At 70.9% G+C, this 26463-nt stretch carries 25 protein-coding genes; 23 read left to right on the top strand and 2 right to left on the bottom strand.

Annotated elements, in window-relative coordinates:
* Nucleotides 1–68 precede the first annotated feature (68 nt).
* The 7 genes from ACZ6BB_RS30375 (at nt 69) to ACZ6BB_RS30345 (ending at nt 7240) form a co-directional block, all read left to right on the top strand.
* Entirely contained in the window at nt 69–1826 is a 1758-nt protein-coding gene (locus tag ACZ6BB_RS30375) for an ABC transporter substrate-binding protein (RefSeq protein WP_471618310.1), read from the top strand.
* A 69-nt stretch (nt 1827–1895) separates the two neighbouring features.
* Nucleotides 1896–2903: an ABC transporter permease gene (locus tag ACZ6BB_RS30370; protein ID WP_471618309.1), complete on the top strand. Its 1008-nt coding sequence runs from the start codon at nt 1896–1898 to the stop codon at nt 2901–2903.
* Nucleotides 2900–3994: an ABC transporter ATP-binding protein gene (locus tag ACZ6BB_RS30365; protein ID WP_471618308.1), complete on the top strand. Its 1095-nt coding sequence runs from the start codon at nt 2900–2902 to the stop codon at nt 3992–3994. The genes ACZ6BB_RS30370 and ACZ6BB_RS30365 overlap by 4 nt, the downstream gene beginning before the upstream one ends.
* The gene (locus tag ACZ6BB_RS30360; protein WP_471618307.1) at nt 3991–5310 is read left to right on the top strand and encodes an ABC transporter ATP-binding protein; all 1320 of its coding nucleotides are present in this window, start codon (nt 3991–3993) and stop codon (nt 5308–5310) included. The genes ACZ6BB_RS30365 and ACZ6BB_RS30360 overlap by 4 nt, the downstream gene beginning before the upstream one ends.
* A gap of 63 nt (nt 5311–5373) precedes the next feature.
* Complete coding sequence (locus tag ACZ6BB_RS30355) at nt 5374–6009, top strand: trimeric intracellular cation channel family protein (protein WP_275455975.1); 636 nt, start codon at nt 5374–5376, stop codon at nt 6007–6009.
* Nucleotides 6010–6110: 101 nt separating this feature from the next.
* Nucleotides 6111–6965, top strand: a complete 855-nt coding sequence (locus ACZ6BB_RS30350; protein ID WP_471618306.1) for a thioesterase family protein — start codon at nt 6111–6113, stop codon at nt 6963–6965.
* A gap of 134 nt (nt 6966–7099) precedes the next feature.
* Nucleotides 7100–7240: a hypothetical protein gene (locus ACZ6BB_RS30345; RefSeq protein ID WP_471618305.1), complete on the top strand. Its 141-nt coding sequence runs from the start codon at nt 7100–7102 to the stop codon at nt 7238–7240.
* A 250-nt stretch (nt 7241–7490) separates the two neighbouring features.
* On the opposite strand, the gene ACZ6BB_RS30340 is transcribed toward ACZ6BB_RS30345, so the two are convergent.
* Nucleotides 7491–8132, bottom strand: a complete 642-nt coding sequence (locus ACZ6BB_RS30340) for a TetR family transcriptional regulator (RefSeq protein WP_471618304.1) — start codon at nt 8130–8132, stop codon at nt 7491–7493.
* A gap of 148 nt (nt 8133–8280) precedes the next feature.
* Between ACZ6BB_RS30340 and ACZ6BB_RS30335 the strand changes: the two genes are divergently transcribed.
* The 3 genes from ACZ6BB_RS30335 (at nt 8281) to ACZ6BB_RS30325 (ending at nt 10133) form a co-directional block, all read left to right on the top strand.
* Entirely contained in the window at nt 8281–8445 is a 165-nt protein-coding gene (locus ACZ6BB_RS30335) for a hypothetical protein (RefSeq protein WP_013000518.1), read from the top strand.
* Nucleotides 8446–8588: 143 nt separating this feature from the next.
* Nucleotides 8589–8882 (top strand): DUF4190 domain-containing protein, encoded by a 294-nt coding sequence (locus tag ACZ6BB_RS30330; protein WP_471618303.1) that lies wholly within the window; start codon nt 8589–8591, stop codon nt 8880–8882.
* An 81-nt stretch (nt 8883–8963) separates the two neighbouring features.
* Nucleotides 8964–10133, top strand: coding sequence for a cysteine desulfurase family protein (locus tag ACZ6BB_RS30325; RefSeq protein WP_471618302.1), 1170 nt, complete (start codon nt 8964–8966; stop codon nt 10131–10133).
* A gap of 15 nt (nt 10134–10148) precedes the next feature.
* Here ACZ6BB_RS30325 and ACZ6BB_RS30320 read toward each other — a convergent pair whose 3' ends face one another.
* Complete coding sequence (locus tag ACZ6BB_RS30320) at nt 10149–10868, bottom strand: N-acetylmuramoyl-L-alanine amidase (RefSeq protein ID WP_471618301.1); 720 nt, start codon at nt 10866–10868, stop codon at nt 10149–10151.
* A 60-nt stretch (nt 10869–10928) separates the two neighbouring features.
* Here ACZ6BB_RS30320 and mnmA point away from each other — a divergent pair, with 60 nt between their 5' ends.
* From mnmA to gatB, 13 genes are all read left to right on the top strand, one after another.
* On the top strand, nt 10929–12059 hold the full coding sequence (gene mnmA / locus ACZ6BB_RS30315) for a tRNA 2-thiouridine(34) synthase MnmA (RefSeq protein WP_471618300.1): 1131 nt from the start codon (nt 10929–10931) through the stop codon (nt 12057–12059).
* A gap of 380 nt (nt 12060–12439) precedes the next feature.
* On the top strand, nt 12440–13213 hold the full coding sequence (locus tag ACZ6BB_RS30310; RefSeq protein ID WP_471618299.1) for a class I SAM-dependent methyltransferase: 774 nt from the start codon (nt 12440–12442) through the stop codon (nt 13211–13213).
* Nucleotides 13214–13222: 9 nt separating this feature from the next.
* Nucleotides 13223–13762 carry an LOG family protein gene (locus tag ACZ6BB_RS30305; protein WP_471618298.1) on the top strand — a complete coding sequence of 180 codons (540 nt, stop codon included), beginning with the start codon at nt 13223–13225 and terminating at the stop codon, nt 13760–13762.
* Nucleotides 13763–13802: 40 nt separating this feature from the next.
* Nucleotides 13803–14492, top strand: a complete 690-nt coding sequence (locus ACZ6BB_RS30300) for an SDR family oxidoreductase (protein WP_471618297.1) — start codon at nt 13803–13805, stop codon at nt 14490–14492.
* A gap of 165 nt (nt 14493–14657) precedes the next feature.
* Nucleotides 14658–15668, top strand: coding sequence for a methionine synthase (locus ACZ6BB_RS30295; RefSeq protein WP_471618296.1), 1011 nt, complete (start codon nt 14658–14660; stop codon nt 15666–15668).
* Between the two features lie 15 nt (nt 15669–15683).
* Nucleotides 15684–17903 carry an NAD-dependent DNA ligase LigA gene (gene ligA / locus ACZ6BB_RS30290; protein WP_471618295.1) on the top strand — a complete coding sequence of 740 codons (2220 nt, stop codon included), beginning with the start codon at nt 15684–15686 and terminating at the stop codon, nt 17901–17903.
* A 227-nt stretch (nt 17904–18130) separates the two neighbouring features.
* Entirely contained in the window at nt 18131–20494 is a 2364-nt protein-coding gene (locus ACZ6BB_RS30285) for a putative bifunctional diguanylate cyclase/phosphodiesterase (RefSeq protein ID WP_471618294.1), read from the top strand.
* Nucleotides 20495–20736: 242 nt separating this feature from the next.
* Complete coding sequence (gatC, locus tag ACZ6BB_RS30280) at nt 20737–21033, top strand: Asp-tRNA(Asn)/Glu-tRNA(Gln) amidotransferase subunit GatC (protein ID WP_013000507.1); 297 nt, start codon at nt 20737–20739, stop codon at nt 21031–21033.
* A gap of 7 nt (nt 21034–21040) precedes the next feature.
* Nucleotides 21041–22537, top strand: a complete 1497-nt coding sequence (gene gatA / locus ACZ6BB_RS30275) for an Asp-tRNA(Asn)/Glu-tRNA(Gln) amidotransferase subunit GatA (RefSeq protein ID WP_471618293.1) — start codon at nt 21041–21043, stop codon at nt 22535–22537.
* A complete protein-coding gene (locus tag ACZ6BB_RS30270; RefSeq protein ID WP_471618292.1) occupies nt 22534–22776 on the top strand; it encodes a hypothetical protein in 243 nt (80 codons plus the stop codon). Before gatA ends, ACZ6BB_RS30270 begins: the two co-directional genes overlap by 4 nt.
* 135 nt (nt 22777–22911) lie before the next feature.
* Nucleotides 22912–24135: an AAA family ATPase gene (locus ACZ6BB_RS30265; protein ID WP_471618291.1), complete on the top strand. Its 1224-nt coding sequence runs from the start codon at nt 22912–22914 to the stop codon at nt 24133–24135.
* Nucleotides 24132–24737 (top strand): DUF4276 family protein, encoded by a 606-nt coding sequence (locus ACZ6BB_RS30260; protein ID WP_471618290.1) that lies wholly within the window; start codon nt 24132–24134, stop codon nt 24735–24737. The genes ACZ6BB_RS30265 and ACZ6BB_RS30260 overlap by 4 nt, the downstream gene beginning before the upstream one ends.
* A complete protein-coding gene (gene gatB / locus ACZ6BB_RS30255; protein ID WP_471618289.1) occupies nt 24734–26245 on the top strand; it encodes an Asp-tRNA(Asn)/Glu-tRNA(Gln) amidotransferase subunit GatB in 1512 nt (503 codons plus the stop codon). Before ACZ6BB_RS30260 ends, gatB begins: the two co-directional genes overlap by 4 nt.
* Nucleotides 26246–26463 lie beyond the last annotated feature (218 nt).

Below are 26463 nucleotides of genomic sequence, written 5' to 3'. Positions count from 1 at the left end.
GCGGCCGCGCACGGCTGTGGCGCGTAGTCCCACACAACTGTCCAACTACGAAGGAGAAACCGACCATCATGCGAAGGTCAGCAATGGCCGCTGTCGCGGTTGTGAGCAGCGCCGGCCTGCTTCTGTCCGCCTGCAGCAAGGCAGAGGACGGCACGGATGACGCCCCCAAGGGCGCCGGTGCCAACGCGGCGACCAAGGGTGTCGTCAACGAGTCCACGGCGAAGGGCGGCACGGTCACCTACGCCAGCTCCGACGCCCCCGAGTCCCTCGACCCGGGCAACATGTACTACGCGTACGGCTTCAACTTCAGCCGCCTCTACGCGCGTCCGCTGATGACGTTCAAGCCCGGCGCGGGCGAGGCGGGCAACGAGCTCGTCCCCGACCTGGCCGAGAGCGCGGGCACGCCGAGCGACGGCGGCAAGACCTGGACGTACAAGATCCGCCAGGGCGTCAAGTTCGAGGACGGCACCGTCGTCACCTCGAAGGACGTCAAGTACGCGGTCGAGCGCTCGAACTTCGCGCGTGACGTGCTCTCCTCGGGCCCCAACTACTTCCAGCAGCTGCTGGCCGGCGGGGACAAGTACAAGGGCCCGTACAAGGACAAGGACGAGGCGGGCATCGCGTCCATCGAGACGCCGGACGACAACACCGTCGTCTTCAAGCTCAACAAGCCCTTCGCCGACTTCGACTATCTGGCGAGCATGCCGCAGACGGCCGCGGTGCCGCGGGCCAAGGACACCGGCGTCGACTACACGAAGAAGGTCGTGTCGACCGGCTCGTACAAGTTCGAGAAGTACGAGGAGGGCAAGCAGATCGTCCTCGTCCGCAACCCGGAGTGGGACGCCAAGACGGACCCGCTGCGCAAGCAGTACCCGGAAAAGATCGTGGTGAACCTTAAGGTCAACAAGGCCACCATCGACAAGGACGTCATGTCCGGCGACACCATGATCGACATCCAGGGCACCGGTGTCGACGCCCAGACCCAGGCCCAGGTCCTCAAGGACAAGGACCAGCTGGCCAACACGGACAACGCGCTCGGTGGCCGTCTCGTCTACACGGCGATCAACACCAAGGTGGCGCCGTTCGACAACGTCGAGTGCCGCAAGGCCGTCGAGTACGCGATCGACAAGACCGCCGTGCAGACCGCCATGGGCGGCCCGATCCGCGGTGACATCGCCACCACCGTCCTGCCCACCGACGTCTCGGGCTACGAGAAGGCCGACACGTACGCCACCCCGGACAACAAGGGTGACGTCACCAAGGCCAAGGAGCACCTGAAGGCCTGCGGCAAGGAGGGCGGCTTCAAGACCTCCATCTCGGCCCGCACCGACCGTCAGGGCGAGGTCGACGCGGCCACCGCGATCGTCGAGGCGCTGAAGAAGGTCGGCATCGAGGCCGACATCAAGCAGTACCCGTCGGGCAAGTACTTCTCCGACTACGCGGGCGTGCCGAAGTTCAACAAGAAGAACAACATCGGCCTCATCATGATGCAGTGGGGCGCCGACTGGCCCACCGGCTACGGCTTCCTGCAGCAGATCGTGCACGGCAAGGCCATCGGCCAGGCCGGCAACACCAACCTGTCGGAGCTGGACGACCCCGCGATCAACAAGCTGCTCGACGACGCGATCGGCAACACCGACGAGGCCGCCCGCACCGCCGCGTACACCGAGGTCGACAAGAAGGTCATGGAGCAGGCCGCCATCGTGCCGCTGACCTACTTCAAGGTCCTGCTGTACCGCTCGCCGTACGCCACCAACCTGGTGTCGTCCTCGGCCTTCAGCGGTCAGTACGACTACCTCAACATCGGTGTCAAGGAAAAGAAGTAGCCCCGGAAGGCAGGTGAAGGCATTGGCGCCCGCGGGTGAGCACACCCGCGGGCGCCGGCGCCGGTCCTCGTGATCTCGTACATCATCCGCCGGACGATCGCGGCGGTGATCCTGCTGCTCGTCGTCACCGCGGTCACCTTCGGCATCTTCTTCATCCTGCCGAAGCTCGCCGGACAGACCGCCGACCAGCTGGCACAGCAGTACATCGGCAAGAACCCCTCGCCCTCGGACATCGAGGCGGTCAAGCGGAACCTCGGCCTGGACCAGCCGGTCTACGAGCAGTACTGGAACTTCATCAAGGGCATTGTCTCCGGTGCCACGTACGACCTGGGGCCTTCCACCGTCCGCTGTGACGCCCCCTGCTTCGGCTACTCCTTCAAGGACCACCTGGAGGTCTGGCCGCAGCTCACCGGCCGGCTGCCGGTGACCATCTCCCTCGCCTCCGGCGCCGCCGTGCTGTGGCTGCTGGGCGGTATCACGGCCGGTGTCATCTCCGCCCTGAAGCCCGGCTCGTTCTTCGACCGGGCCGCCATGGGCGTGGCGCTCGCGGGCGTCTCCCTGCCCATGTTCTTCACCGGCCAGCTCGCCCTGCTGCTGTTCAGCTACCAGCTGGAGATCTTCGGCCGGACGTACGTCCCCTTCACCGAGAACCCCTCGCAGTGGGCCAACACCCTCTTCCTGCCGTGGTGCTCGCTCGCGCTCCTCTATTCGGCCATCTACGCCCGGCTCACCCGCTCGGGCATGCTGGAGACGATGAACGAGGACTACATCCGCACCGCCCGGGCCAAGGGCCTGCGCGAGCGCAACGTGGTCGTGAAGCACGGTCTGCGCGCCGCGCTGACCCCGCTGGTGACGGTCTTCGGCATGGACATCGGTCTGCTCCTCGGCGGTGCCCTCATCACCGAGACCGTGTTCTCCCTGCACGGCATCGGCGAGTACGCGGTCCAGTCGATCAGCGCCAACGACCTGCCCCCGATCCTCGGGGTGACCCTGCTCGCGGCGTTCTTCGTCGTCTTCATGAACCTTGTGGTGGACCTGCTGTACGCCACGATCGACCCGCGGGTGAGGCTCTCGTGACCGAACTGTCCAAGACCGGGGCCGCCGTCGGCGAGCCCGCACGCGCCGGGGACGCCCCCGAGGCGTTCCTCGAAGTGCGCGACCTCAAGGTGCACTTCCCCACCGACGACGGCCTGGTCAAGTCCGTCGACGGCCTCTCCTTCCAGCTGGAGAAGGGCAGGACCCTCGGCATCGTGGGCGAGTCCGGCTCCGGCAAGTCGGTGACCTCGCTGGCGATCATGGGCCTGCACCGGCTCGGCGCGCGCGGCAAGAACGTGCAGATGTCCGGCGAGATCTGGCTCGACGGCAAGGAACTCGTCGGGGCGAGCCCCGACGAGGTGCGCCGGCTGCGCGGCCGCGACATGGCGATGATCTTCCAGGACCCGCTGTCCGCGATGCACCCGTACTACAAGGTCGGCAGCCAGATCGTCGAGGCGTACCGGGTCCACCACGACGTCAGCAAGAAGGTCGCCCGCAAGCGCGCCGTCGAACTGCTCGACCGCGTCGGCATCCCGGAGCCCCACAAGCGCGTCGACGGCTACCCGCACGAGTTCTCCGGCGGTATGCGCCAGCGCGCCATGATCGCCATGGCCCTGGTCAACAACCCCGAACTGCTGATCGCCGACGAGCCCACGACCGCCCTGGACGTCACCGTCCAGGCGCAGATCCTGGACCTCATCCGCGACCTGCAGAAGGAGTTCGGCTCCGCGGTCATCATCATCACGCACGACCTCGGCGTGGTCGCCGAGATCGCCGACGACATCCTCGTGATGTACGGCGGGCGCTGTGTGGAGCGCGGCCCGGTCGACGACATCTTCCACCAGCCGCAGCACCCCTACACCTGGGGCCTGCTCGGCTCGATGCCGCGCATCGACCGCGCCCAGACCGACCGGCTCATCCCGGTCAAGGGCCAGCCGCCGAGCCTCATCAACGTGCCCTCGGGCTGCGCCTTCAACCCGCGCTGCCCCTACGCGGACGTCCCCAAGGACAACATCACCCGCACCGAGCGCCCCGACCTGCGCGAGGTCGGCGGCCGGCACTTCACCGCCTGCCACCTGTCGCAGGAGGACCGTACGCGGATCTGGACCGAAGAGATTGCGCCGAAGCTGTGAGCGAGACTGAGACCCGGGCCGCCGTGCCGGCCCCGCGCGCCGACGCCGACGAGAAGCCGCTGCTCAGGGTCGAGGGCCTGGTCAAGCACTTCCCCATCAAGAAGGGCCTGCTCCAGCGGCAGGTCGGGGCGGTCAAGGCCGTCGACGGCATCGACTTCGAGGTGCGCCGGGGCGAGACCCTCGGCGTCGTCGGCGAGTCCGGCTGCGGCAAGTCGACCATGGGCCGGCTCATCACCCGCCTGCTGGAGCCGTCCGGCGGCAAGGTCGAGTTCGACGGCACCGACATCACGCATCTCAAGACCGCCGGGATGCGCCCGCTGCGCCGCGACGTCCAGATGATCTTCCAGGACCCGTACGGCTCGCTGAACCCCCGGCACACCATCGGCACCATCGTCTCGGCGCCGTTCAAGCTCCAGGGCGTCCAGCCCGAGGGCGGGGTGAAGAAGGAGGTCCAGCGCCTCCTGGAGCTGGTCGGCCTGAGCCCCGAGCACTACAACCGGTACCCGCACGAGTTCTCCGGCGGCCAGCGCCAGCGCATCGGCATCGCCCGCGCGCTCGCCCTCAAGCCTCGGATGGTCGTCGCGGACGAGCCGGTCTCCGCGCTCGACGTGTCCATCCAGGCCCAGGTCGTCAACCTGATGGACGACCTCCAGGACGAGCTCGGCCTGACGTACGTGATCATCGCGCACGATCTCTCGGTGGTCCGCCACGTCTCCGACCGCATCGCCGTGATGTACCTCGGCAAGATCGTGGAGCTGGCCGACCGGGACTCCCTGTACACGGCGCCGATGCACCCGTACACCAAGGCGCTGCTGTCGGCCGTGCCGATCCCGGACCCCAAGCGGCGGGGCGCCAAGAGCGAGCGCATCCTGCTCAAGGGCGATGTCCCCTCGCCGATCGCGCCGCCGAGCGGCTGCCGCTTCCACACCCGGTGCTGGAAGGCCACCCAGGTCTGCACGACCACCGAGCCGCCGCTGGCCGAGCTGAGGCCGGGGCAGCGGGTCGCCTGCCACCATCCCGAGAACTTCGAGGACCAGCAGCCGCAGGACGTCGTCCTGCTGACGGCCGCGAAGGAGGCGGCCGAGCTGGTACCGGACACGGTGAAGAAGACGGAGGCGCCGCCCGCGGAGCCCGAGCCGCCGACGGCGACCGAACCGCCCGCCGAGGCGGAACGGTCCGCCGCGACGGAACCGCCCACCGCGACCGAGGCCGCCGAGGAGCCGGAGGCCGCCGAGGAGCCGGAGGCCGCCGAGAAGACGGGGGCCGCCGAGGCGCCAGAAGCCGCCAAGGACCCCGGCGACGCCGACGACAAGTAAGCGAGAACGAGCCCCCGCCTTGCAATAGAAGGCGGGGGCTCGCTGCTGCGTCACAATGTAGGGGTGTCTCCCTATCCGCTCGACCTGATCGGCATCTTCGTCTTCGCGATCTCCGGTGCGCTGCTGGCCGTCCGCAAGAACTTCGACGTCTTCGGCATCGCCGTCCTCGCCGAGGTGACCGCGCTCGGCGGCGGGCTGTTCCGTGACCTGGTCATCGGCGCCGTGCCGCCGGCCGCCTTCACCGACCTCGGCTACTTCGTCACCCCCCTGCTCGCCGCCCTCCTCGTCTTCTTCCTGCACCCGCACGTGGAGCGCATCCAGGCCGGGGTCAACGTCTTCGACGCGGCCGGCCTCGGTCTGTTCTGCGTCGCGGGCACGGCGAAGGCGTACGACTACGGCCTCGGCCTGACCGCCTCCCTCGTCCTCGGTCTCGCCACGGCGGTCGGCGGCGGTGTGCTGCGGGACGTCCTCGCCAACGAGGTGCCCTCGCTGCTGCGCTGGGACCGCGACCTGTACGCCGTGCCCGCGATGGTCGGCGCCGGGATGGTCGTCCTGTGCATCAGCCAGGACGCCCTGACCCCCGTCACCTCGGCCCTCGCCGCGATCACGGCCTTCGTGCTGCGGCTGCTGGCGATGCGGTACCACTGGCGGGCGCCACGGGCCTGGAACCGGCGGTCGGCGGCGGTCGAGGAGGGATGAGGCCGACGGGGGAGGGATGAGGCGACCGGACCGGCTCAGGTGAAACGTCACCGCAACACATAAAGCTACCGCTTAGTAATGTCCTGTTGTACGGTTCACCCATGCCCGAAGCAGCTTCCGTACAGGCCACCGTCGGCGACAGCGAGTTCGACCGGGACACCGCGGTCACCCGCCGGGGACCCGGCGTCTACGACATCGACCTCTCCGCCGGCTGGACCATCATCGGTGCCGTCAACGGCGGCTACCTCCTCGCCGTCCTCGGCCGCGCCCTCGCCGACGCGCTGCCGCACGGGGACCCGTTCACGATCACCGCGCACTACCTGACCGCCTCCCAGCCGGGCCCGGCGGTCGTGCGCACCGACGTCGTACGCACCGGCAGGACCCTGTCGACCGGCCAGGCATCCCTCTTCCAGTACGACGACGCCGGCCGCGAGATCGAGCGGATACGGGTCCTCGCTTCCTACGGCGACCTCGACGCGCTCCCGGACGACGTCCGCACGACGGCGACGCCGCCCGCGATCCCGCCGATCGAGCAGTGCTTCGGCCCGCAGGACGCGCCCGGCCCCGTCCCCGGAGGCTCGGCGATCGCCGACCGGCTGTTCCTGAAGCTGGACCCCGCGACCCTCGGCTGGGCGCTCGGCGCGCCCTCCGGCAAGGGCGAGATGCGGTCCTGGTTCGGGCTCGCCGACGGCCGTGACCCCGATCCGTTCGCCCTGCTCCTCGCGGTGGACGCGCTGCCGCCGACCGCCTTCGAGATGGGCTTCACGGGCTGGGTCCCGACGGTCGAACTGACCGTCCACGTCCGGTGCCGCCCGGCGCCGGGCCCGCTCCGGGTCGCCATCACCACCCGCAACCTCGCCGGGGGCTTCCTGGAGGAGGACGCGGAGGTCTGGGACAGCGCGGACCGGCTGGTCGCGCAGTCCCGGCAACTGGCCCGCGCGAGGCTGACGGACTGAGGCAGCCGGGCCGGTGCGTCGGGGAGGGCTTTGCCGTTCGCACAGGGTTGGCACAGCGCGAACCCAAGAGAGCCCCGAGCCGCGTTGATTCGATGCCGCCCACGAACTCTTCGTCGTTCCTGGAGCTGCCTCTCATGAAGCGCGCACGTCTCGTCCCCGCCGTCGTCCTGCTGACGGCCGCACCCCTCTTCCTGGTGGCGTGCGGCTCCGGCGACTCGTCGTCGTCCACCTCGAACAACGGCGACTCGGGTCAGCAGAGCTGTCGGACTCCATAGGGCGCCCCCTCCGGTCGGCCCACCGCGAACGGGCAGGCGCCGTCGGGCGCACCCTCCGGCGCTCCCTCGGACCGGCCTTCCGGCGCGCCGAGCGGCGGACCCGGCGTCGGCGGCCAGAACGGCGGCGGCTGCGGCGGCCTCGGCGCGGGGCGCAGCCGACCGCCCCAGACCCACCCCCGACACCCGAGGGCGGGGCCGGACGCAAGCGCAGCACCACAGCCAGTGGCGCCCGCTGTGCAAGCCGGGGACTTCAGTCCCGGGTCGTTGGCTCCAGCCAGTGGCGGCAGCCGATGCTGATCAGCCGCATGCGGCGGCTCGCCAGCCGGGTCACCCGGACGCGTTCCTCCTCCGGAGCGTCCAGGGCCGCCAGGAACAGTGAGGCGGTCACCAGCATCTGATCGACGTACAGCCCGGCCAGCATCAGCCGGTCGTCGTCGGTCCACCCGGCGGTCTCCGGCCGATTGGCCAGGTCGTCGCGCACCTCCTCGGCGAACCGGGCCAGTTGCCCCTGGATCGCGTCCCGCACCGGCTGGACCCCGCTGTGCCGTTCGCGCGCGATGAACCTGACGTGTGCGGGGTACACGTCCACGTGGCGGGCGATCAGATCGACGGCACGCTCGATGAGTTCGTCGCTGTCGCCCACCGCCGACATCAGATCTCCGACCACCGAGTGCAGACTGCCGAGCACCTCCTCGACCAGCGCGACACCGAGGTCCGCGGTCGACCGGAAGTGCCGGTAGAACGCGGTGGGGGCGACGCCCACGGCCCGGGTGACCTCGCGCAGTCCGAGGCTGCTGAGGCTCTGCTCCTCCAGCAGACCGAGCGCGGCGTCCATGAGCGCCTGCCGGGTCCTCTGCTTCTGGACCTGCCGGATGCCGAGGGTGTGACTCATGCCATGTAGTTAACAAGTGTTCTCCGTAAATGCAAAGCCGGGTGACGCGCTAGACTTGGAAGTCAGTGAACAGTTGTAACCACAACCGTTCACCCAAGCGTCACCGGACCGACCGAACCGACGAACCGAAACGAGAGGCGGGTCCCTCATGTTGTTCCTGGTCGCCGCACTACTGCTGCTGGGTGTCGTCCTCGGCACCGTCGCCCATGTGCCGATGGCCGTCTCGTCCGCCCTGGCCGCCGGGATCGCCCTCTGGCTGGCGGTCTTCGCCTACCGCGAGCGCCACGCCCGCCGGAGCCGCACCACCGACTGACCGGTCATCACCCGCTCACCGGTCGCACTCACTGGCCCGTCACCACCCACCGTCCGGCCACCGTCGCCCGGCCGTCCGCCGCGACTCGCCGTCCGCCCGCCGAAACGACCGTCCCCCGAGAGCCCGTAGGGAGCAGACCGACCATGCAGCTCACCGCCGCACGTCAGCAGACCGCAACGACCACCACCACCCGCACCCGTACCGGTGGCCGGGACGCCGACGGCATGGCCGTCGCCTCCTTCGTCCTCGGCCTCCTCGGGCTGCTCGTCCTCAACCTCTTCCTCGGCCCCATCGCCATCGTCCTGGCGGCCGTCGCCCTGAAGCGCGGCACGACCCGACGGGGCCGCGCCCTCCTGGGCATGGGGCTGGGTGTCGCCGACCTCGTGGTCCTGGCCGCGCTGATGCAGAGCACGGACACGGTGTCCTGGAGCTTCTGAGGCAGGGCCCCGTGCCTTGTCGGCCATGATCCGAGAGCACCTCGAGGGCACCCGGACAGGGCCCCGTAGAATCGGCTCACCATGGCTTACCTCGACCACGCGGCGACCACCCCGATGCTCCCCGAGGCGGCAGAGGCCCTGACCGCCCAGCTGAGCGTCACCGGCAACGCCTCCTCGCTGCACGCCTCCGGCCGCCGAGCGCGGCGCACCGTCGAGGAGGCCCGCGAGACCCTCGCCGAGGCCCTCGGAGCCCGGCCGAGCGAGGTGGTCCTCACCTCCGGCGGAACCGAGGCCGACAACCTCGCCGTGAAGGGCCTGTACTGGTCCCGCCGCGCCGCCGACCCGGCCCGCACCCGCGTCCTCGCCAGCCCCGTCGAGCACCACGCGGTCCTCGACGCCGTCCACTGGCTCGGCGAACACGAGGGCGCCACCGTCGAGTACCTCCCGGTCGACGCGCACGGCAGGGTCCACCCGGACACCCTCCGTGAGGCCCTCGCCCGCAACCCCGACGACGTGGCCCTCGCCACCGTCATGTGGGCCAACAACGAGATCGGCACGATCATGCCGGTCCGTGAACTCGCCGACGTGGCCCAGGAGTTCGGCGTCCCGCTGCACGCCGACGCGGTCCAGGCGTTCGGGCAGATCCCGGTCGACTTCGGCGCCTCCGGTCTCGCCGCCATGACCGTCTCCGGCCACAAGATCGGCGGCCCGTACGGCATCGGCGCGCTGCTGCTGGGCCGCGAGTACAGCCCCGTCCCCGTCCTGCACGGCGGCGGCCAGGAGCGCCACGTCCGCTCCGGCACGCTCGACGTCCCGGCCGTCGCCTCCTTCGCGGTCGCCGGACGGCTCGCCGCCGAGCAGCACGAGTGGTTCGCCCGGGAGATCGGCGCCCTGCGCGACGCCCTGGTCGAGGCGGTCCGTACGGCGGTGCCGGACGCGATCCTGGGCGGTGACCCGGCGCCGGGGGGACGTCTCCCGGCCAACGCGCACTTCACCTTCCCCGGCTGCGAGGGCGACTCCCTGCTTCTGCTGCTCGACGCCCAGGGCATCGAGTGCTCCACGGGGTCCGCCTGCACCGCAGGTGTCGCCCAGCCGAGCCACGTCCTCCTCGCCACCGGCACCGACCCCGAGCTGGCCCGCGGCACCCTCCGCTTCTCCCTCGGCCACACCTCCACGGAGGCGGACGTCGAGGCGGTCGCCAAGGCCATCGGCCCGGTGGTGGAACGCGCCCGCAACGCGGGCCTGAGCTGAGGAGCGCCCGCCCCGTCAGGCGGAAGCCGATGCCTCGGCGGCCGCCGCCGCGCGGACCAGCTTCATGTAGCGGTCCCAGTCCCAGCCCTCGCCGGGGTCGGTGTGGTCCGTCCCCGGCACCTCGACATGGCCGAGGATGTGCTCACGGTCGAGGGGGATGTCGTACCGCGCGCAGATCCGGGCCGTCAGCCGCGCCGACGCCTCGTACATCTCCGCGGTGAAATCCTCCGGCTTCTCCACGAAGCCCTCGTGCTCGATGCCGACACTGCGCTCGTTGTAGTCGCGGTTGCCCGCGTGGTAGGCCACGTCCAGCTCACGGATCATCTGGGTGACACGGCCGTCCTTGCGGACGATGTAGTGCGCGGCCGCGCCGTGCTCCGGGTCCCGGAACACCTTGACCGCACTGGCGAAACTGCCCTGGGTGACATGGATGATCACCATGTCTATGCCGAAGTCGTCCGGCCGGTCCGCCAGCCGCCAGTTCGCGTCCGAGGCCTCGATCCACTTCGCGCCCGCGTAGTCGACCTCGCCCTCCTTGCGCGGCTTCGAGACACCGGGCACCCGCCACCAGGCGCGCATCAGCTCGTCCTTGGCCACCACGGCCGTACCGACGGCGGCCACGGCCGTGCCGATGAGCAGCGCCCGGCGCCCGACGCGCCGGCCCGTGGCCCCGCCGCCGGAGGCGCTCGCGCCGCCACCCCCGGAACCGTTCTTCGAAGCCCTTCTCTTTCCCACGAGATCGTCAACGGATATGCGCGGGTTCCGGTTCCCGGCGCCCCGTACCCTGGAAGGGTTATGACTGAGATCTCGCAGCGCCCCCGCCCCCTCCGTGTCCTCGCCGCCATGTCCGGCGGGGTCGACTCCGCCGTGGCCGCCGCCCGCGCGGCGGAAGCCGGGCACGACGTGACGGGCGTCCACCTGGCGCTGTCCGCCAACCCGCAGTCGTTCCGGACCGGCGCGCGCGGCTGCTGCACGATCGAGGACTCCCGGGACGCCCGCCGTGCCGCCGACGTCATCGGCATCCCCTTCTACGTGTGGGACCTCGCCGAGCGCTTCCGCGAGGACGTCGTCGAGGACTTCGTCGCCGAGTACGAGGCCGGACGCACCCCGAACCCCTGCCTGCGCTGCAACGAGAAGATCAAGTTCGCGGCCCTGCTCGACAAGGCCCTCGCCCTGGGCTTCGACGCCGTCTGCACCGGCCACTACGCGCAGGTGCTCGTGCGCGAGGACGGCACCCGGGAGCTGCACCGCGCCTCCGACATGGCCAAGGACCAGTCGTACGTCCTCGGCGTGCTCGACGACCGGCAGCTCGCCCACGCGATGTTCCCCCTCGGCGACACCATGACGACGAAGGACGAGATCCGCGCCGAGGCCGAGCGCAGGGGGCTCGCCGTCGCCAAGAAGCCCGACTCCCACGACATCTGCTTCATCGCCGACGGCGACACCCAGGGCTTCCTCGCGAACCGGTTGGGCCGCTCCGAGGGCGACATCGTGGACGAGTCCGGCACCGTCCTGGGCACCCACGAGGGCGCGTACGGCTACACCATCGGCCAGCGCAAGGGCCTGCGCATCGGCACGCCGGCCCCCGACGGCAAGCCGCGCTACGTCCTCGACATCTCCCCGGTGAACAACACCGTGACGGTCGGCCCGGCCTCCTCCCTCGACGTCGAGGCCCTGACCGCGATCCGCCCCCGCTGGTGCGGCGCGGCCCCCACCGGCCCCGGCAGCTACACCGCCCAGCTCCGCGCCCACGGCGGCGAGACCGAGGTCCGCGCGGAGCTGGTCGACGGCACCCTGGAGGTCACCTTCACGGAGCCGGTCCGAGGCGTGGCTCCCGGCCAGGCGATCGTGCTGTACGACGGCACGCGCGTGGTGGGGTCGGCGACGATCGCCTCCACCACACGCGCGGGGGCGGGTGTCTCCTAGGACCTTTCCGGACGCGGGCGCGCCACGATCGTCCCTCCCCGGGTAGCCGTGCCCGCGTGCGCGGCGCAGGCTGCTTGGTGAGCTTCGAGCTCTTCCAGGAGGCCCTGGCGGGCCGCAGGGGGACGTAGGAGGTCGCCATGACAGCCACAGATCCGGCAGGACAGGCGGGAAACCCCTCCCGTGACCCCTCCCCGGACACGTCGCAGCATCCGGATCCGTCAAGGGGCGCCGCTCGCGATCCGTCAAGGGACGCCCCTCGCGGTCCGTCACGGGAGGCGCCTCGCGGTCCGTCAAGGGACGCGCCTCGTGACCCGTCCCGCGATCCGTCCCGTGATCCGCTCCGGGACGCGTCGCGGAACCGCCGGAGTCTCGGGCACCGGATGCGGTACGCCCTGCGCCACCCCCGGCGCGTGCCCGCGCACGCCCACCGGGTGGCGCGCGACACCTGGCTGCGGCTGAGGCACCGCGACCACATCGCCTACTACCGGGCCGTCATGGCCGCCGACACGGCGCGCAGCCCGGAGGCGGCCGTCGGGCACAACCCGTCCGTCGAGAAGTGGGAACGCATCGGCCGGATGCAGTTCGACTACCTCCTGCGGCACGGTCTGCAGCCCCGGCACCGGATGCTGGAGATCGGCTGCGGGAACCTGCGGGCCGGGCGCCTGTTCATCGATCACCTGGACACCGGGAACTACTACGGCATCGACATCTCGCCGGCCATCCTCATGGAGGCCCAGCGCACCCTCGCGCGGGAGGGCCTGCAGTCCAAACTCCCCCACCTCGCGCTCGTCGCCGACCTCACGTTCGCCTTCCTGCCCGCCGGCCACTTCGACGTCGTCCACGCGCACAGCGTGTTCTCCCACTCGCCGCCGCACGTCATCGAGCAGTGCCTCGCGCACGTCGGCCGGGTCCTCGCCCCCGGCGGCTTCTTCGACTTCACCTTCGGCCGCACCGAGGGCGACGAACACCAGGTGCTCCACGAGGACTTCTACTACCGCACCGAGACGCTCGTCGAACTCGCCCGGCGATACGGCCTGTCCGCCCGGCTCATGGACGACTGGGAGGACCTGCCCCATCGCCAGTCGAAGATCCGCGCGACCCTGGCGGAGGAAGCCGGCGGGCGCGGGGGACCGGATGTCGGCGCCGCACCCTAACGTGGACGCATGAACATCTGCGTCTTCCTCTCCGCCGCCGACCTCGCCGACCGGTACACCCGCCCCGCGAGGGAATTCGCCAGGCTGATCGGCAAGGGCGGGCACACCCTGGTGTGGGGCGGTTCGGACGTCGGGCTGATGAAAGTGGTCGCCGACGGCGTGCAGGAGGCGGGCGGCAGACTGCTGGGCGTCTCGGTCGAGTTCCTGGCGGCCAAGGCGCGGCCCGGCACCGACGAGATGGTGGTCGCGCGGGACCTCGCCGAGCGGAAGCGGGTGCTCCTGGAGAAGGCCGATGCGGTCGTCGTCATGGTCGGCGGGACCGGCACGCTCGACGAGGCGACGGAGATCCTGGAGCTGAAGAAGCACGGCCACACCGAGATGCCGGTCGTCCTGCTCAACACCGCGGGCTTCTACGACGGCCTGAAGGAGCAGTTCCGGCGGATGGAGGACGAGGGCTTCCTGCCCCGTCCGCTCACCGACCTGGTCTTCTTCGCCGAGGAGCCGGTGGGGGCGCTGGCGTACCTGGAGGAGAGCCGGGGCGTCGCCTGAGCCGTTTCCCGTCCCCCTCCGGTGATGCGAGCATGACCGCATGGCTACTCATGTGATCACCGGGGCGGGTTCCGGCATCGGGGCGGTCGTCGCCCGACGGCTGCACGAGCGCGGGGACGACCTCGTGCTGCACGCACGCGACGCGGGACGCGCGAAGGAACTGGCCGCGGAGTTCCCGGGGGCGAGGACGCTGGTCGGCGATCTGGCGGACCCGGACAAGATCTCCTGGGCCTTCTCCCACCAGAGCCTGCCGGACCGCGTGGACTCGCTGCTGCACATCGCGGGTGTGGTCGACCTCGGCCCGGTCGGCGAGCTGACCCCCAAGACCTGGCGCCACCAGCTCAACGTCAACCTCATCGCCCCCGCCGAACTGACCCGCCACTTCCTGCCCCAACTCCGGGCCGCCCGTGGGCACGTGCTGTTCGTCAACTCCGGCGCGGGCCTCAACGCCCACGCCGACTGGTCCGCGTACGCCGCCTCCAAGCACGGGCTCAAGGCGTTGGCGGACTCCCTGCGGTGGGAGGAGCACGGCAACGGGGTCCGGGTGACGACGGTGTACCCCGGCCGCACCGCCAGCCCCATGCAGGCGAAGGTGCACCAGCAGGAGGGCAAGGAGTACGACCCCGCTCGCTGGATCGCCCCCGAGTCGGTCGCCACGACCATCCTCATGGCGCTGGACCTGCCCCGAGACGCCGAGGTGAACGACCTGACGGTCCGACCGGGCGCGTGAGGGCTCTGCCGGACGGGGTGCGGGTGCGGGTGCGTGGGGGCTGGTCGCGCAGTTCCCCGCGCTTGTAGGGGCGCGGGGAACTGCGCGAGAAGCCCCACCGGACCCGCACCCGACGAGGCACCCCATGCCCGCCGACGCCGCGCAGGGAGCCGTACGCTTCGGGGCGTGAGCGAAGACTTCAGTTTCGGCCCGGCCACCGGCGTGGGGTCCCTGCCGGGCGGGGACGCCCGAGAAGCCGCCAAGACCGTCACCGGCACCTTCGCGTGGCCGGAGACAGGCATGGCACACCTCCCCGAACTCCCCGCCAGAGGCCCCGGCGCCGACATGATCGGCAGAACCGCCGGCCTGCTGGTCGAGCTGTACGCGCGCGTGGAACCCAGCGGCTGGCGGCTCGGTGACCGCCCGGGCCGCGACACCCGGCGGGCCCGCTCGTGGCTGGGCGAGGACCTGGACGCCCTGGAGGAGTTCACCCAGGAGTACACGGGCCCGCTGAAGGTCCAGGCCGTCGGCCCCTGGACACTCGCCGCCGCCCTGGAACTGAGGAACGGCGAGGTGGTCCTCTCCGACCCCGGCGCCTGCCGGGACCTCGCCGGCTCCCTCGTCGAGGGCCTGCGCCAGCACCTCGCCGAGCTCCGGCGACGCGCCCCGCGAGCCCAGCTCGTCCTCCAGCTCGACGAACCCTCCCTCATCGCCGTCCTGCGCGGCCAGGTCAAGAGCGCCAGCGGCTACCGCACCCACCGCGCCGTCGACCGTCAACTCGTCGAGGCCACGCTGAGGAACGTCATCGACGCCGCACAGGGGGCGGTGATCGTGCACTCGTGCGCCCCCGACGTCCCGTTCGCGCTGCTGCGCCGCGCAGGCGCCGCCGGGATCTCCTTCGACTTCACCCTGCTCACCGAACGTGACGACGACGCGATCGGTGAAGCGGTCGAAGGGGGAACCAGGCTGCTGGCCGGTGTTGTGCCGACCACGGAGGGGGCATTGTCGGACCCTGCCGGTAGCGTCATGGGTGTCAGGACGCTGTGGCGCAGGCTGGGACTGCATCCGGGGCTTCTCGCGGAAGCGGTCACGGTCACGCCGACGTGCGGGCTCGCGGGGGTCTCCCCGGCGTACGCGCGCGCGGCGCTCGCGCACTGCGTCAAGGCGGCGAGATCTCTCGCGGACAACCCAGAGTAACGGGAGGACGACACGGTGGCCGGCGACAAGGACACACAGCCCACATCGGTACCCGCCGAGGCAGCGGTGCCCGCCGAAGCACGCGAGAAGCACGCGCGGCTCGCCGAACAGATCGAGGAGCACCGCTTCCGGTACTACGTGAAGGACGCCCCTGTCGTCAGCGACGCGGAGTTCGACGAACTCCTGCGCACCCTGGAGGCGTTGGAGGACGAGTACGGCGAGCTGCGCACCCCGGACTCGCCGACGCAGAAGGTCGCCGTCGAGTACGAGACCGACCTCGCCGAGGTGGAGCACCGCGAGCGCATGCTCTCCCTCGACAACGTCTTCGACGACGAGGGTCTCGCGGCCTGGGCCGAGCGCGTCGCCAAGGACGTCGGCACCACCGACTACCACCTGTTGTGCGAGCTGAAGATCGACGGCCTCGCGGTGAACCTGACCTACGAGGACGGCAGACTCACCCGCGCCGCCACCCGCGGCACCGGCCGGACCGGCGAGGACATCACACCCAACGTCAGGACGATCGCGGAGATCCCGCACCGGCTGAAGGGCGACCGCGTCCCCCGGCTCGTCGAGATCCGCGGCGAGGTCTACTTCCCGATGGAGGCGTTCCAGGGCCTCAACGAACGCCGTGTGGCGGCCGGCGAGAAGCCGTACGCCAACCCCCGCAACTCCGCCTCGGGTTCGCTGCGCCAGAAGGACCCCAAGGTCACGGCCACCCTGCCGCTGCACATGGTCGTCCACGGCATCGGCGCCCTGGAGGGCTTCGACGGCGGCTTCACCCGCCTGTCCGAGGCCTACGACCTCCTCAAGTCCTGGGGCCTGCCCACCGCCGAGCACAACAGGGTCGTCGACGACCTCGACGGCGTACGGGAGTTCATCGCCCACTACGGCGAACACCGCCACTCCGTGGCGCACGAGATCGACGGCGTGGTCGTCAAGCTCGACGAGATCCGTCTGCAGGGGCGTCTCGGGTCGACGGCGCGCGCGCCCCGCTGGGCCATCGCGTACAAGTACGCGCCGGAAGAGGTCAACACCAAACTCATCGACATCAAGGTGGGTGTCGGCCGCACCGGCCGGGTCACGCCCTACGCCCAGGTCGAGCCGGTCACCGTGGCCGGCTCGGAGGTCGAGTTCGCCACCCTCCACAACCAGGAGGTCGTCAAGGCCAAGAACGTGCTCATCGGGGACACGGTCGTCATCCGCAAGGCCGGTGACGTCATCCCCGAGATCCTCGGTCCGGTCGTCGACCTGCGCGTCGAGGGGGAGACCCGCCGGTTCGAGATGCCGACGGAGTGCCCGGAGTGCGGGACGCCGCTGCGCCCGATGAAGGAGGGCGACATCGATCTGCGGTGCCCCAACGCCCGCAGTTGCCCCGCCCAGTTGAGAGAGCGCGTCTCGTACCTGGCGGGCCGGGAGTGCCTGGACATCGAGCACTTCGGCGGTGTGGCCGCCGCGGCCCTCACCCGGCCGCTGGAGCCCGCCGACCCGCCCCTGGTCGACGAGGGCGACCTCTTCGACCTCACGGTGGAGAAGCTGCTCCCCATCAAGGCGTACGTCCTGGACGCGGACAGCGGTCTGCCCAAGCACGATCCGAAGACGGGCGAGCCGAAGGTCGTCACGGTCTTCGCCAACCAGAAGGGCGAGCCCAAGAAGAACACCCTCGCGCTGCTGCAGAAGATCGAGGAGGCCAAGAGCCGTCCGCTCGCCCGTTTCCTCAACGGGCTCTCCATCCGCCACGTCGGACCGGTCGCCGCCCAGGCCCTGGCCCGCGAGTTCCGCTCGATCGACCGGATCGAGCAGGCCACGCAGGAGGAACTCACGGCGGTCGACGGCGTGGGTGCCATCGTCGCGAAGGCCCTGGAGGAGTGGTTCGCCGAGGACTGGCACCGCGAGATCATCCGTAAGTGGAAGGCGGCCGGTGTCCCCCTGGAGGACAAGGGCGCCGGCGAGGACGAGGGACCGAGGCCCCTCGAAGGGCTGACGGTCGTCGTGACCGGCACACTCGAACACCACACGCGCGACGGGGCCAAGGAGGCGTTGCAGAGCCGGGGCGCCAAGGTGACCGGCTCGGTGTCGAAGAAGACCTCGTTCGTCGTGGTGGGCGAGAATCCGGGCTCCAAGCACGACAAGGCGATGCAGCTCAAGGTGCCCGTCCTGAACGAGGACGGCTTCGCCGTTCTGCTCGAACAGGGGCCGGACGCGGCAGCGGAAGTCGCGCTCCCGATCGAGGAGTAGGGGTTGAAGGCCACCCGTTCGGCGCATACCAGATGCATACGGGTGCCCGGTCGCATTCGGGCAACCGACGTCGACCGCCGCCCGTGAAAGCCTTGTGCGGCCTACTGTTGAGGTGTGCGCCTGCCGTGCCCGGACGCACGGCGGGTTTTGTGGACGCGGTGCCGTTGAGGTCGTCGAGAGCAACGGGCCGCGTGGCGTGGGCACCGCCGGCTGTGAGAGGGACGGGTATGGAACCGACCGAGAGCGTCGCCCCGGACTCACGGCTGCGCCTGCGCCGGGTGTCCGGGGCCTGGCGACGGGGGCGCTTCCTGCTCATGGGGGGACGCCCGTTCGAGGGAAGCCGGGAGGACGCCTCCGGGCGGACGGTGGTGGGGTCATCCAGGACCGGTACGGCATGGCCGCCGGGGCGTGCGGGCGCGAACGCACCCGGTGCGCTCGTACCCGGTCACGCGCAACTCACCTCCGGCACCACGGCCGGTACGGGCGGGGCACCCGGAGTCACCGGCGCGCTCGGTGAGGGCCGCGGACACGGACTGCCGGGCCAGGACGCCGACCGGCACCTGGCCTGGCCCACGCTGCCCGCCGTGATCGTGGGCCTCGCCGGTGCCATTCTCGGCGCCGGCTTCTACCGGGCGTTCGCCGGGCCGCACGCGCTCTTCCCGGCCGGCACGGTCGGCTGGTCCCTCGCTCTCCTGACCGGCATCATCGTCGGTCACCTCGTGGCCATGGGCCGCGCCCGCTGGTGGGGCGGCACCGGCTCCGGCGCCGCCCTCACCCTCGCCGTCCTGCTGCTGTACGGCTGGGTGGCCGCCGGGATGGTCAGCCTCACCGTCGTCGTCCTCGTCGGTATCGCCCGCCGGGGCCGCTGGCGCCAGGGCGTCCTGCACGGCGCGGTCGACATCCTCGGCATCGGCGCCGGCGCGCTCGTCCTGCGGGTCTTCGGCCGCGTCCCGTCGGTGGAGCGGCCCTGGGACCCGGACACCTGGGACCTCTACTCGGCGCCCCAGGTGGCCCTGGTCGCCGTCGCCTATCTCGTGGTCAGCCGTGTGCTGCTCTGGCATCTGGCCGCACCGCGCGGCGGGCTGCCCACCGTCGCGCGTACGGCCCTGGTCAGACAGGGGCTCGTCGCCGTCGCGCTCCTCGGCATCGCGCCCCTCGTCTGCGTCGTCGCCCTGGCCAAGCCCCTGCTGCTGCCGCTCTTCGCCATCCCCCTCATCGCGCTCGACTCCACCCTGTGGATAGCCCGCGCCCGCGCCGAGGAACAGCTGCGCGACCCGCTCACCGGCCTGCCGAACCGGCAGTGGCTGCTGGAGCGGACCTGGACCGCGCTGGACGACGCCGAACGCATCGGGGCGCGGTCGGCGCTGCTGCTGATCGACCTCGACCGCTTCAGGTCCGTCAACGACACGCTCGGGCATCTCGCGGGCGACCGCTTGCTGTTGCAGATAGCGGATCGGCTCCGGGCCGCCCTGCCACGCGGAGCGGAGGCCGCGCGGCTCGGCGGCGACGAGTTCGCCGTACTGCTGCCCGTCGCCGACTCCACGACGTCCGCGTCGCGGGTCGCCCGCAACCTCGTGGCCGCGCTCGGCTCACCGCTCGACCTCGACGGGCTCACCCTCGTCCTGGAGGCCAGCGCCGGACTCGCCGTCTTCCCCGACCACGCGCTCGACGCGGAGGGGCTGCTGCGGCGGGCGGACGTGGCGATGTACCAGGCGAAGCGGGACCGTACGGGCGTCGAGGTCTACGAGTCCAAGCGGGACTCGAACACCCCGGACCGGCTCGGTCTGCTGGGCGACCTGCGACGCGCGCTCGACGCGCACGAGGTCGAGCTGCACTACCAGCCGAAGGTCCGCTTCGACGGGCAGGTCGCCGGCCTGGAGGCCCTGGTGCGGTGGGTGCATCCCGAGCGGGGCAAGGTGCCGCCGGACGAGTTCATAGCGATCGCCGAGTCCTCCGGACTGATGCCGCATCTGACGGAGTACGTCCTGGAGACCGCGCTGGGGCAGGTGGCGCGGTGGCGGGCGCAGGGGCTGCACGTACCGGTGGCGGTGAACGTGTCCCCGCGTGACGTCCACACCCCCGGCTTCGCCGGCGCGGTGGCCGCGCGGCTCGCCCGCCACGGGGTTCCGGCCGGGGCGTTGCAGCTGGAGATAACGGAACACGTGCTGCTGGAGGACCCCCAGCGCGCCGCGGACACCCTCGCCGGGCTGACCGGGCACGGCGTGAAGATGTCGCTGGACGACTTCGGCACGGGGTACTCGTCCCTGGTGCATCTGCGGCGGCTGCCGGTGAGCGAGCTGAAGATCGACCGGTCGTTCGTGGCCCGGCTGGCGATCGACAACGAGGACGCCGAGATCGTGCGCTGCACGGTCGATCTCGCGCATTCCCTGGGGCTGCTCGTCGTCGCGGAGGGCGTCGAGGACGACGAGACGTGGGAGCGGCTGCGGGATCTGGGGTGCGACGCGGTCCAGGGGTGGCTGGTCGCCGCCGCGATGCCGGCGGAGGAGGCGACCGCGTGGTTGCGGGCGCGGGGGTCCCGGGGCTGGCAGCGGCCGGCCGCGGCGTTGCCCGCGGCGACGGCGGACGAGTAGGGGCGCCTGACGGCTCGGGATGCAGGTTGAGGGCCTACGGCCCTTCCGGGCCGGAAAAGCAGGGGCGCGGCCCCGCGTTTTCAGGGACGCGGGGAACTGCGCGAGAAGCCCCGCGCACCCGCACTCGCCCGATTACAGTGCACCCCGAGTCATGAGGCGCCCATGCCCAGCGGCGCGGCCAACCCCGCGCGCCCCATAGGATTGGCGCCAAACCACACACACTCACCCCAGAGGATCGCTGCATGCCTGGCATTACGCGCGAGGAGGTCGCCCACCTCGCCCGGCTGGCGCGTCTGGAGCTGAAGCCCGAAGAGCTCGAACACTTCGCGGGTCAGCTGGACGACATCATCGGCGCGGTCGCCCGCGTCAGTGAGGTCGCCGACCAAGATGTACCACCGACCTCGCACCCGCTCCCGCTGACGAACGTCATGCGCGCGGACGAGGTCCGTCCGTCGCTCACCCCCGAGCAGGCGCTTGCCGCCGCCCCGGCCCAGGAGCAGCAGCGTTTCAAGGTGCCGCAGATCCTGGGGGAGGACTGATCACGTCATGACCGACAGCATCATCAAGCTCACCGCGGCCGAGATCGCCGCGAAGATCGCCGCCGGTGAACTCACCGCCGTGCAGGTCACCGAGGCCCACCTGGCCCGGATCGAGGCCGTCGACGAGAAGGTGCACGCCTTCCTGCACGTCGACCGAGAGGGCGCCCTCGCCCAGGCCCGAGCCGTCGACGAGAAGAAGGCCAGGGGCGAGAAGCTCGGCCCGCTCGCCGGTGTTCCGCTCGCGCTCAAGGACATCTTCACCACGGTCGGCATCCCGACCACCGTGGGCTCGAAGATCCTGGAGGGCTGGATCCCGCCGTACGACGCCACGCTCACCAAGCGGCTCAAGGACGCCGACGTCGTCATCCTCGGCAAGACCAACATGGACGAGTTCGCCATGGGGTCGTCGACGGAGAACAGCGCGTACGGCCCGACCGGCAACCCCTGGGACCTCACCCGCATCCCCGGCGGCTCCGGCGGCGGTTCCTCCGCCTCCCTCGCCTCCTACCAGGCACCCCTCGCCATCGGTACCGACACCGGCGGCTCCATCCGCCAGCCGGCCGCCGTCACCGGCACGGTCGGTGTGAAGCCGACGTACGGGGCCGTGTCGCGGTACGGCATGGTGGCGTTCTCCTCCTCGCTCGACCAGGGCGGCCCCTGCGCCCGTACGGTCCTGGACGCGGCGCTGCTGCACGAGGTCATCGCCGGTCACGACCCGCTCGACTCCACCTCGATCGACGCCCCGGTCCCGCCGGTCGTCGAGGCCGCCCGCAACGGCAGTGTCGCCGGGATGCGCGTGGGTGTCGTCAAGCAGTTCCGCGGCGAGGGCTACCAGGCCGGTGTCGTCCAGCGGTTCGACGAGTCCGTCGAGCTGCTGAAGGAGCTGGGCGCCGAGATCGTCGAGCTGGACTGCCCGTCGTTCGACCTGGCGCTGGCCGCGTACTACCTGATCGCGCCGAGCGAGTGTTCGAGCAACCTCGCCCGCTTCGACGGGCTGCGCTACGGCCTGCGGACCGGCGACGACGGCTCGAACTCCGCCGAGACGGTCACCTCCCTCACCCGTGAGGCCGGCTTCGGCCCCGAGGTGAAGCGCCGCATCATGCTCGGCACGTACGCGCTCAGCTCCGGCTACTACGACGCGTACTACGGCAGCGCCCAGAAGGTCCGTACGCTCATCACACGGGACTTCGAGAAGTCGTTCGAAAAGGTCGACGTCATCGTGTCGCCGACCACGCCCACCACCGCCTTCCCGATCGGCGAGCGCGCCGACGACCCGATGGCGATGTACCTGGCGGACCTCTGCACCATCCCGACCAACCTCGCGGGCAACGCCGCGATGTCCCTGCCCTGCGGCCTCGCGCCGGAGGACGGGCTCCCGGTCGGACTGCAGATCATCGCCCCGGCGCTGAAGGACGACCGCCTTTACAAGGTCGGCGCCGCCGTCGAAGCCGCCTTCGTGGAAAAGTGGGGGCACCCGCTTCTCGAGGAGGCTCCGTCGCTGTGAGCAACGCCCTGTCCAAGGCCAAGGACTTCCAGAAGTCCAAGTCCGGTACGTACGTGTCCATCGCCACCACCGCCTTCGGCGCGTGGGGCATCGCCAAGCGGATCAAGAAGGCCCGTGTCGAGCAGGACACGCTCCGGCTGATCGACGCGTCCGTGGCCGCCATCGGCATCGTCACCGGTCTCGCCGTCCTGTACCGCGAACTGAAGCGGCTGGGCGACGACGACGTACTGCTGGGCTGAGGCGTCGCGCCGGGACCGTCCCGCACGGTCCGGTCCCGGCCCCGTCCGCACCGCCCCCCGGGGCGGGCGGTCCGCCTCCTCGGGGCGGCCACCACGACCAACGACAGACGCGATACGCCAGGGAGGTGGCGCAAGATGATCACGCGAATGGAGATCGAGGGGTTCCGGTCCTTCCGTGACGCGGCGTTCGACCTCTCGCCGTTCACCGTCCTCGTCGGCCCCAACGGCTCCGGCAAGACCAATCTTCTGGAGGCGGTCGACCTGGCGTCCCAGTTGTGCAGGGACGCCATGCAGAACAGCTGGGGCAGCGACGGGAAGTCGATCTTCTTCTTCGCCGATCTGCGCCCTGGAGACGAGCGCCGGGGCCGGGTGCTCGACCTCTTCCACCGGGACGGCGACGGCTCCACCACCGGCCGGATCCGGCTGGTCCTCTGCTTCCTGCAGTCCCACCGCGAGGGCCTGGGCCATCTGCGCCTGGAACTCCGCGCGGAACTGGGCGACGGACGCTCTCCGGGCGTCGAAGGCCGGGTCACCCTGCTGCCGGAGGCTCCGGCGGACTGGGAACTCACTCCCGCCCAGCGCGCGCACATCGCCGAGACCGCCAAGCAGGGTACCCACGCCTTCCACTCCCTCCCCGGCGGGCGCTGGAACTGGCTGGTCCCCGAACCCGCGCTGATGCGCACCCCCGCGGACCTGACGGACGAGCGCCGACTGGCGCGTGACGGCCACAACCTCGCGGCCGTCCTCGGCCGCCTGCTGACCGACCCCGACCGGGACCGGCACCGGGAGCTGCTGCTGCGCGCCGACGCCGCGGCCGTGCTGCCCGGCCTGGTCGACCTGCGGCCCACGCCCGACCCGCACAGCGGCGTGTGGGATCTGGAACTGCTCTACCGCGACGCGCCGCCCGTACCCGTCCGGCTGGCCTCGTACGGGACCCTGCACGTGCTCGCCCTGCTGACCGCGGCCCATGCGGGGCTCACGGTGCCGCTCCGGAGCCGCTCGAAGTCCTCCGGCCACGGACCCAACCGCTTCTCCACGCTGATGATCGAGGACGTGGAGAACGGACTGCACCCGGCTCTGGTCCGGGAGCTGGTCCGACGGCTGCGGCGCTGCACCGGAGAGGGACAGACCCAGCAGCTGATCGTCACCACCCACTCCCCGGTGGTGCTGTCCGCCGTGTACGACGACCACCCCGCGGACGTGTTCTTCGTGGACACCGTCAGCCGCGTCGGCGGGGGCGGCGCCCCCTCCCGGCACAGCAGGGTGCGGCCGCTGGCCGAGTCGGGCCCGCGCGGCACCTATGTACCGCCCCGGGAGGCACGCAGGTACCTGGAGAGCGCGGTGGCGAGCGGAGCGTGACCCGTTACCTGACCCTGGGGCTCCTCGCCGAGGGCCCCGAGGACGAGATCTTTCTGTCCGCGCTGGCGATACGCCAGCTGACCCGGCTGGCCGCGAGGGCATCGGTGCCGTTCGACGTCGCCGACACTGTTCAGCGCGGGGAGGCCGGTACCGCGCGCACGGCGCACCCGCGGCTCTGTGCGGAGGCGCAGGACCTGGCCACCACCTGTGACCTGCTGCTGGTGCACAACGACCACCGTGAGCGGGGCAAGATCGACAAGCTTCGGCAGGACGCCGCACCGCCCTGCGACTGCCGTATGGTCGGGATCGTGCCCGTGCGGGAGACAGAAGCGTGGCTGCTCGCTGACTGCGGCCTGCTGCGCTCACTGCCGGGGGCGGTGACCTCTGCCCTGCCGTGGGCCGGCGAGCCCACGGGCGCACAGGTCGAACGGGTGCCCGACCCAAAGGCTCTGCTGGCCACCGTCCTGCCCGGCTACGACACCCGCACGCTCGCGGAGCTGCTCGGCCAGCGAGTCGACCTCGACCGTCTCCGCACCCTTCCCGCGTACCAGCGGTGGTGCGCGGAGCTGACCACCGCACTGAAGGAGTTGCACTTCCTGTGACCACGACCGACCTCGTGTCGTACGAGGACGCTCTCGCGTCGTACGACCCCGTCATGGGCCTCGAGGTCCATGTCGAACTCGGCACCAAGACCAAGATGTTCTGCGGCTGTTCGACCGAACTCGGTCAGGGCGCCAACACGCAGACCTGCCCCACCTGCCTCGGCCTGCCCGGCGCGCTCCCGGTCGTCAACGCGATCGGCGTCGAGTCGGCGATCAAGATCGGTCTCGCGCTGAACTGCGAGATCGCCGAGTGGTGCCGGTTCGCCCGGAAGAACTACTTCTATCCGGACATGCCGAAGAACTTCCAGACCTCCCAGTACGACGAGCCGATCGCCTTCAACGGCTACCTCGACGTCCAGCTGGAGGACGGCGAGACCTTCCGTGTGGAGATCGAGCGCGCCCACATGGAGGAGGACACCGGCAAGTCGACGCACGTCGGCGGTGCGACGGGCCGCATCCACGGCGCCTCGCACTCGCTGCTCGACTACAACCGCGCGGGCATCCCGCTCATCGAGATCGTCACCAAGCCGATCGAGGGCGCGGGCGAGCGCGCTCCCGAGGTCGCCAAGGCGTACGTCCGTGAGCTGCGCGAGGTCATCAGGGCGCTCGGCGTCTCGGAGGCCCGGATGGAGATGGGCCAGATGCGCTGCGACGTGAACCTGTCGCTGCGCCCGCACGGCCGTGAGAAGTTCGGCACGCGCTCCGAGACGAAGAACGTGAACTCGCTGCGGTCCGTCGAGCGTGCCGCGCGCTTCGAGATCCAGCGGCACGCCGCCGTTCTCGACGGCGGCGGGACGATCATCCAGGAGACCCGGCACTTCCACGAGGACACGGGGTCCACGACCTCGGGCCGTGTGAAGGAGGAGGCCGAGGACTACCGGTACTTCCCCGAGCCGGACCTCGTGCCGGTGGCCCCCTCGCGCGAGTGGGTCGAGGAGATCCGCGCCGCGCTGCCCGAGCTGCCGCTGGTCCGCCGCAACCGGCTCCTCGCGGAGTGGGGTGTCTCGGGCACCGAGATGCAGGCGATCCTCAACGCCGGCGCCCTGGACCTCATCGTCGCCACCGTCGACGCCGGGGCCGACGCCGCCTCCGCCCGCAAGTGGTGGATGGGCGAGCTGGCCCGCAGCGCCAACGAGTCCGGCAAGGCGCTGGACGAGCTGGCCATCACGCCGGCGCAGGTCGCCCGGGTCACCGAGCTGGTCTCGAAGGGTGACCTGAACGACAAGCTGGCCCGGCAGGTCATCGAGGGCGTCCTCGCGGGCGAAGGCACCCCGGACGAGGTCGTCGACAAGCGCGGTCTGAAGGTCGTCTCCGACGAGGGCGCCCTGACGACGGCCGTCGAGGAGGCCATTGCCGGCAACCCCGCCATCGCGGACAAGATCCGCGGCGGCAAGGTGGCCGCGGCCGGAGCACTGGTCGGCGCGGTCATGAAGGCCACCCGCGGTCAGGCCGACGCGGCCCGCGTCAAGGAGCTGATCCTGGAGAAGCTGGGCGTCACCGAGGGCTGAACGCACGGCGGGTCCACCGCGTATCCCCGAGGGCGGCACATCACGGCGATGGGTCGCCCTCGGGCATGCGCACGGCGGTGACGCGGGGTGACAGAGTGCCGGCGTTTGTCCTGTGAGGTGGCTCCCATCCCATGTGAGGAGACCCTCAAAGGGGCCAAACGATCACATTGTGGTGCAACAGTTGCCAGGAATTGCTCATGCCTCCCCCCTCAGGAGCA

The organism is Streptomyces sp. NPDC041108 (assembly GCF_055592645.1).
This window is presented reverse-complemented; position numbering and strand designations above follow the sequence as displayed.

Excerpts from the sequence above, each read along its gene's own strand:
- ACZ6BB_RS30375 (WP_471618310.1), top strand. The coding sequence starts at position 69 with ATGCGAAGGTCAGCAATGGCCGCTGTCGCGGTTGTGAGCAGCGCCGGC.
- ACZ6BB_RS30350 (WP_471618306.1), top strand. The coding sequence starts at position 6,111 with ATGCCCGAAGCAGCTTCCGTACAGGCCACCGTCGGCGACAGCGAGTTC.
- ACZ6BB_RS30345 (WP_471618305.1), top strand. The coding sequence starts at position 7,100 with ATGAAGCGCGCACGTCTCGTCCCCGCCGTCGTCCTGCTGACGGCCGCA.
- ACZ6BB_RS30340 (WP_471618304.1), bottom strand. The coding sequence starts at position 8,132 with ATGAGTCACACCCTCGGCATCCGGCAGGTCCAGAAGCAGAGGACCCGG.
- ACZ6BB_RS30335 (WP_013000518.1), top strand. The coding sequence starts at position 8,281 with ATGTTGTTCCTGGTCGCCGCACTACTGCTGCTGGGTGTCGTCCTCGGC.
- ACZ6BB_RS30330 (WP_471618303.1), top strand. The coding sequence starts at position 8,589 with ATGCAGCTCACCGCCGCACGTCAGCAGACCGCAACGACCACCACCACC.
- ACZ6BB_RS30325 (WP_471618302.1), top strand. The coding sequence starts at position 8,964 with ATGGCTTACCTCGACCACGCGGCGACCACCCCGATGCTCCCCGAGGCG.
- mnmA (WP_471618300.1), top strand. The coding sequence starts at position 10,929 with ATGACTGAGATCTCGCAGCGCCCCCGCCCCCTCCGTGTCCTCGCCGCC.
- ACZ6BB_RS30310 (WP_471618299.1), top strand. The coding sequence starts at position 12,440 with ATGCGGTACGCCCTGCGCCACCCCCGGCGCGTGCCCGCGCACGCCCAC.
- ACZ6BB_RS30305 (WP_471618298.1), top strand. The coding sequence starts at position 13,223 with ATGAACATCTGCGTCTTCCTCTCCGCCGCCGACCTCGCCGACCGGTAC.
- ACZ6BB_RS30300 (WP_471618297.1), top strand. The coding sequence starts at position 13,803 with ATGGCTACTCATGTGATCACCGGGGCGGGTTCCGGCATCGGGGCGGTC.
- ACZ6BB_RS30285 (WP_471618294.1), top strand. The coding sequence starts at position 18,131 with ATGGAACCGACCGAGAGCGTCGCCCCGGACTCACGGCTGCGCCTGCGC.
- gatC (WP_013000507.1), top strand. The coding sequence starts at position 20,737 with ATGCCTGGCATTACGCGCGAGGAGGTCGCCCACCTCGCCCGGCTGGCG.
- gatA (WP_471618293.1), top strand. The coding sequence starts at position 21,041 with ATGACCGACAGCATCATCAAGCTCACCGCGGCCGAGATCGCCGCGAAG.
- ACZ6BB_RS30265 (WP_471618291.1), top strand. The coding sequence starts at position 22,912 with ATGATCACGCGAATGGAGATCGAGGGGTTCCGGTCCTTCCGTGACGCG.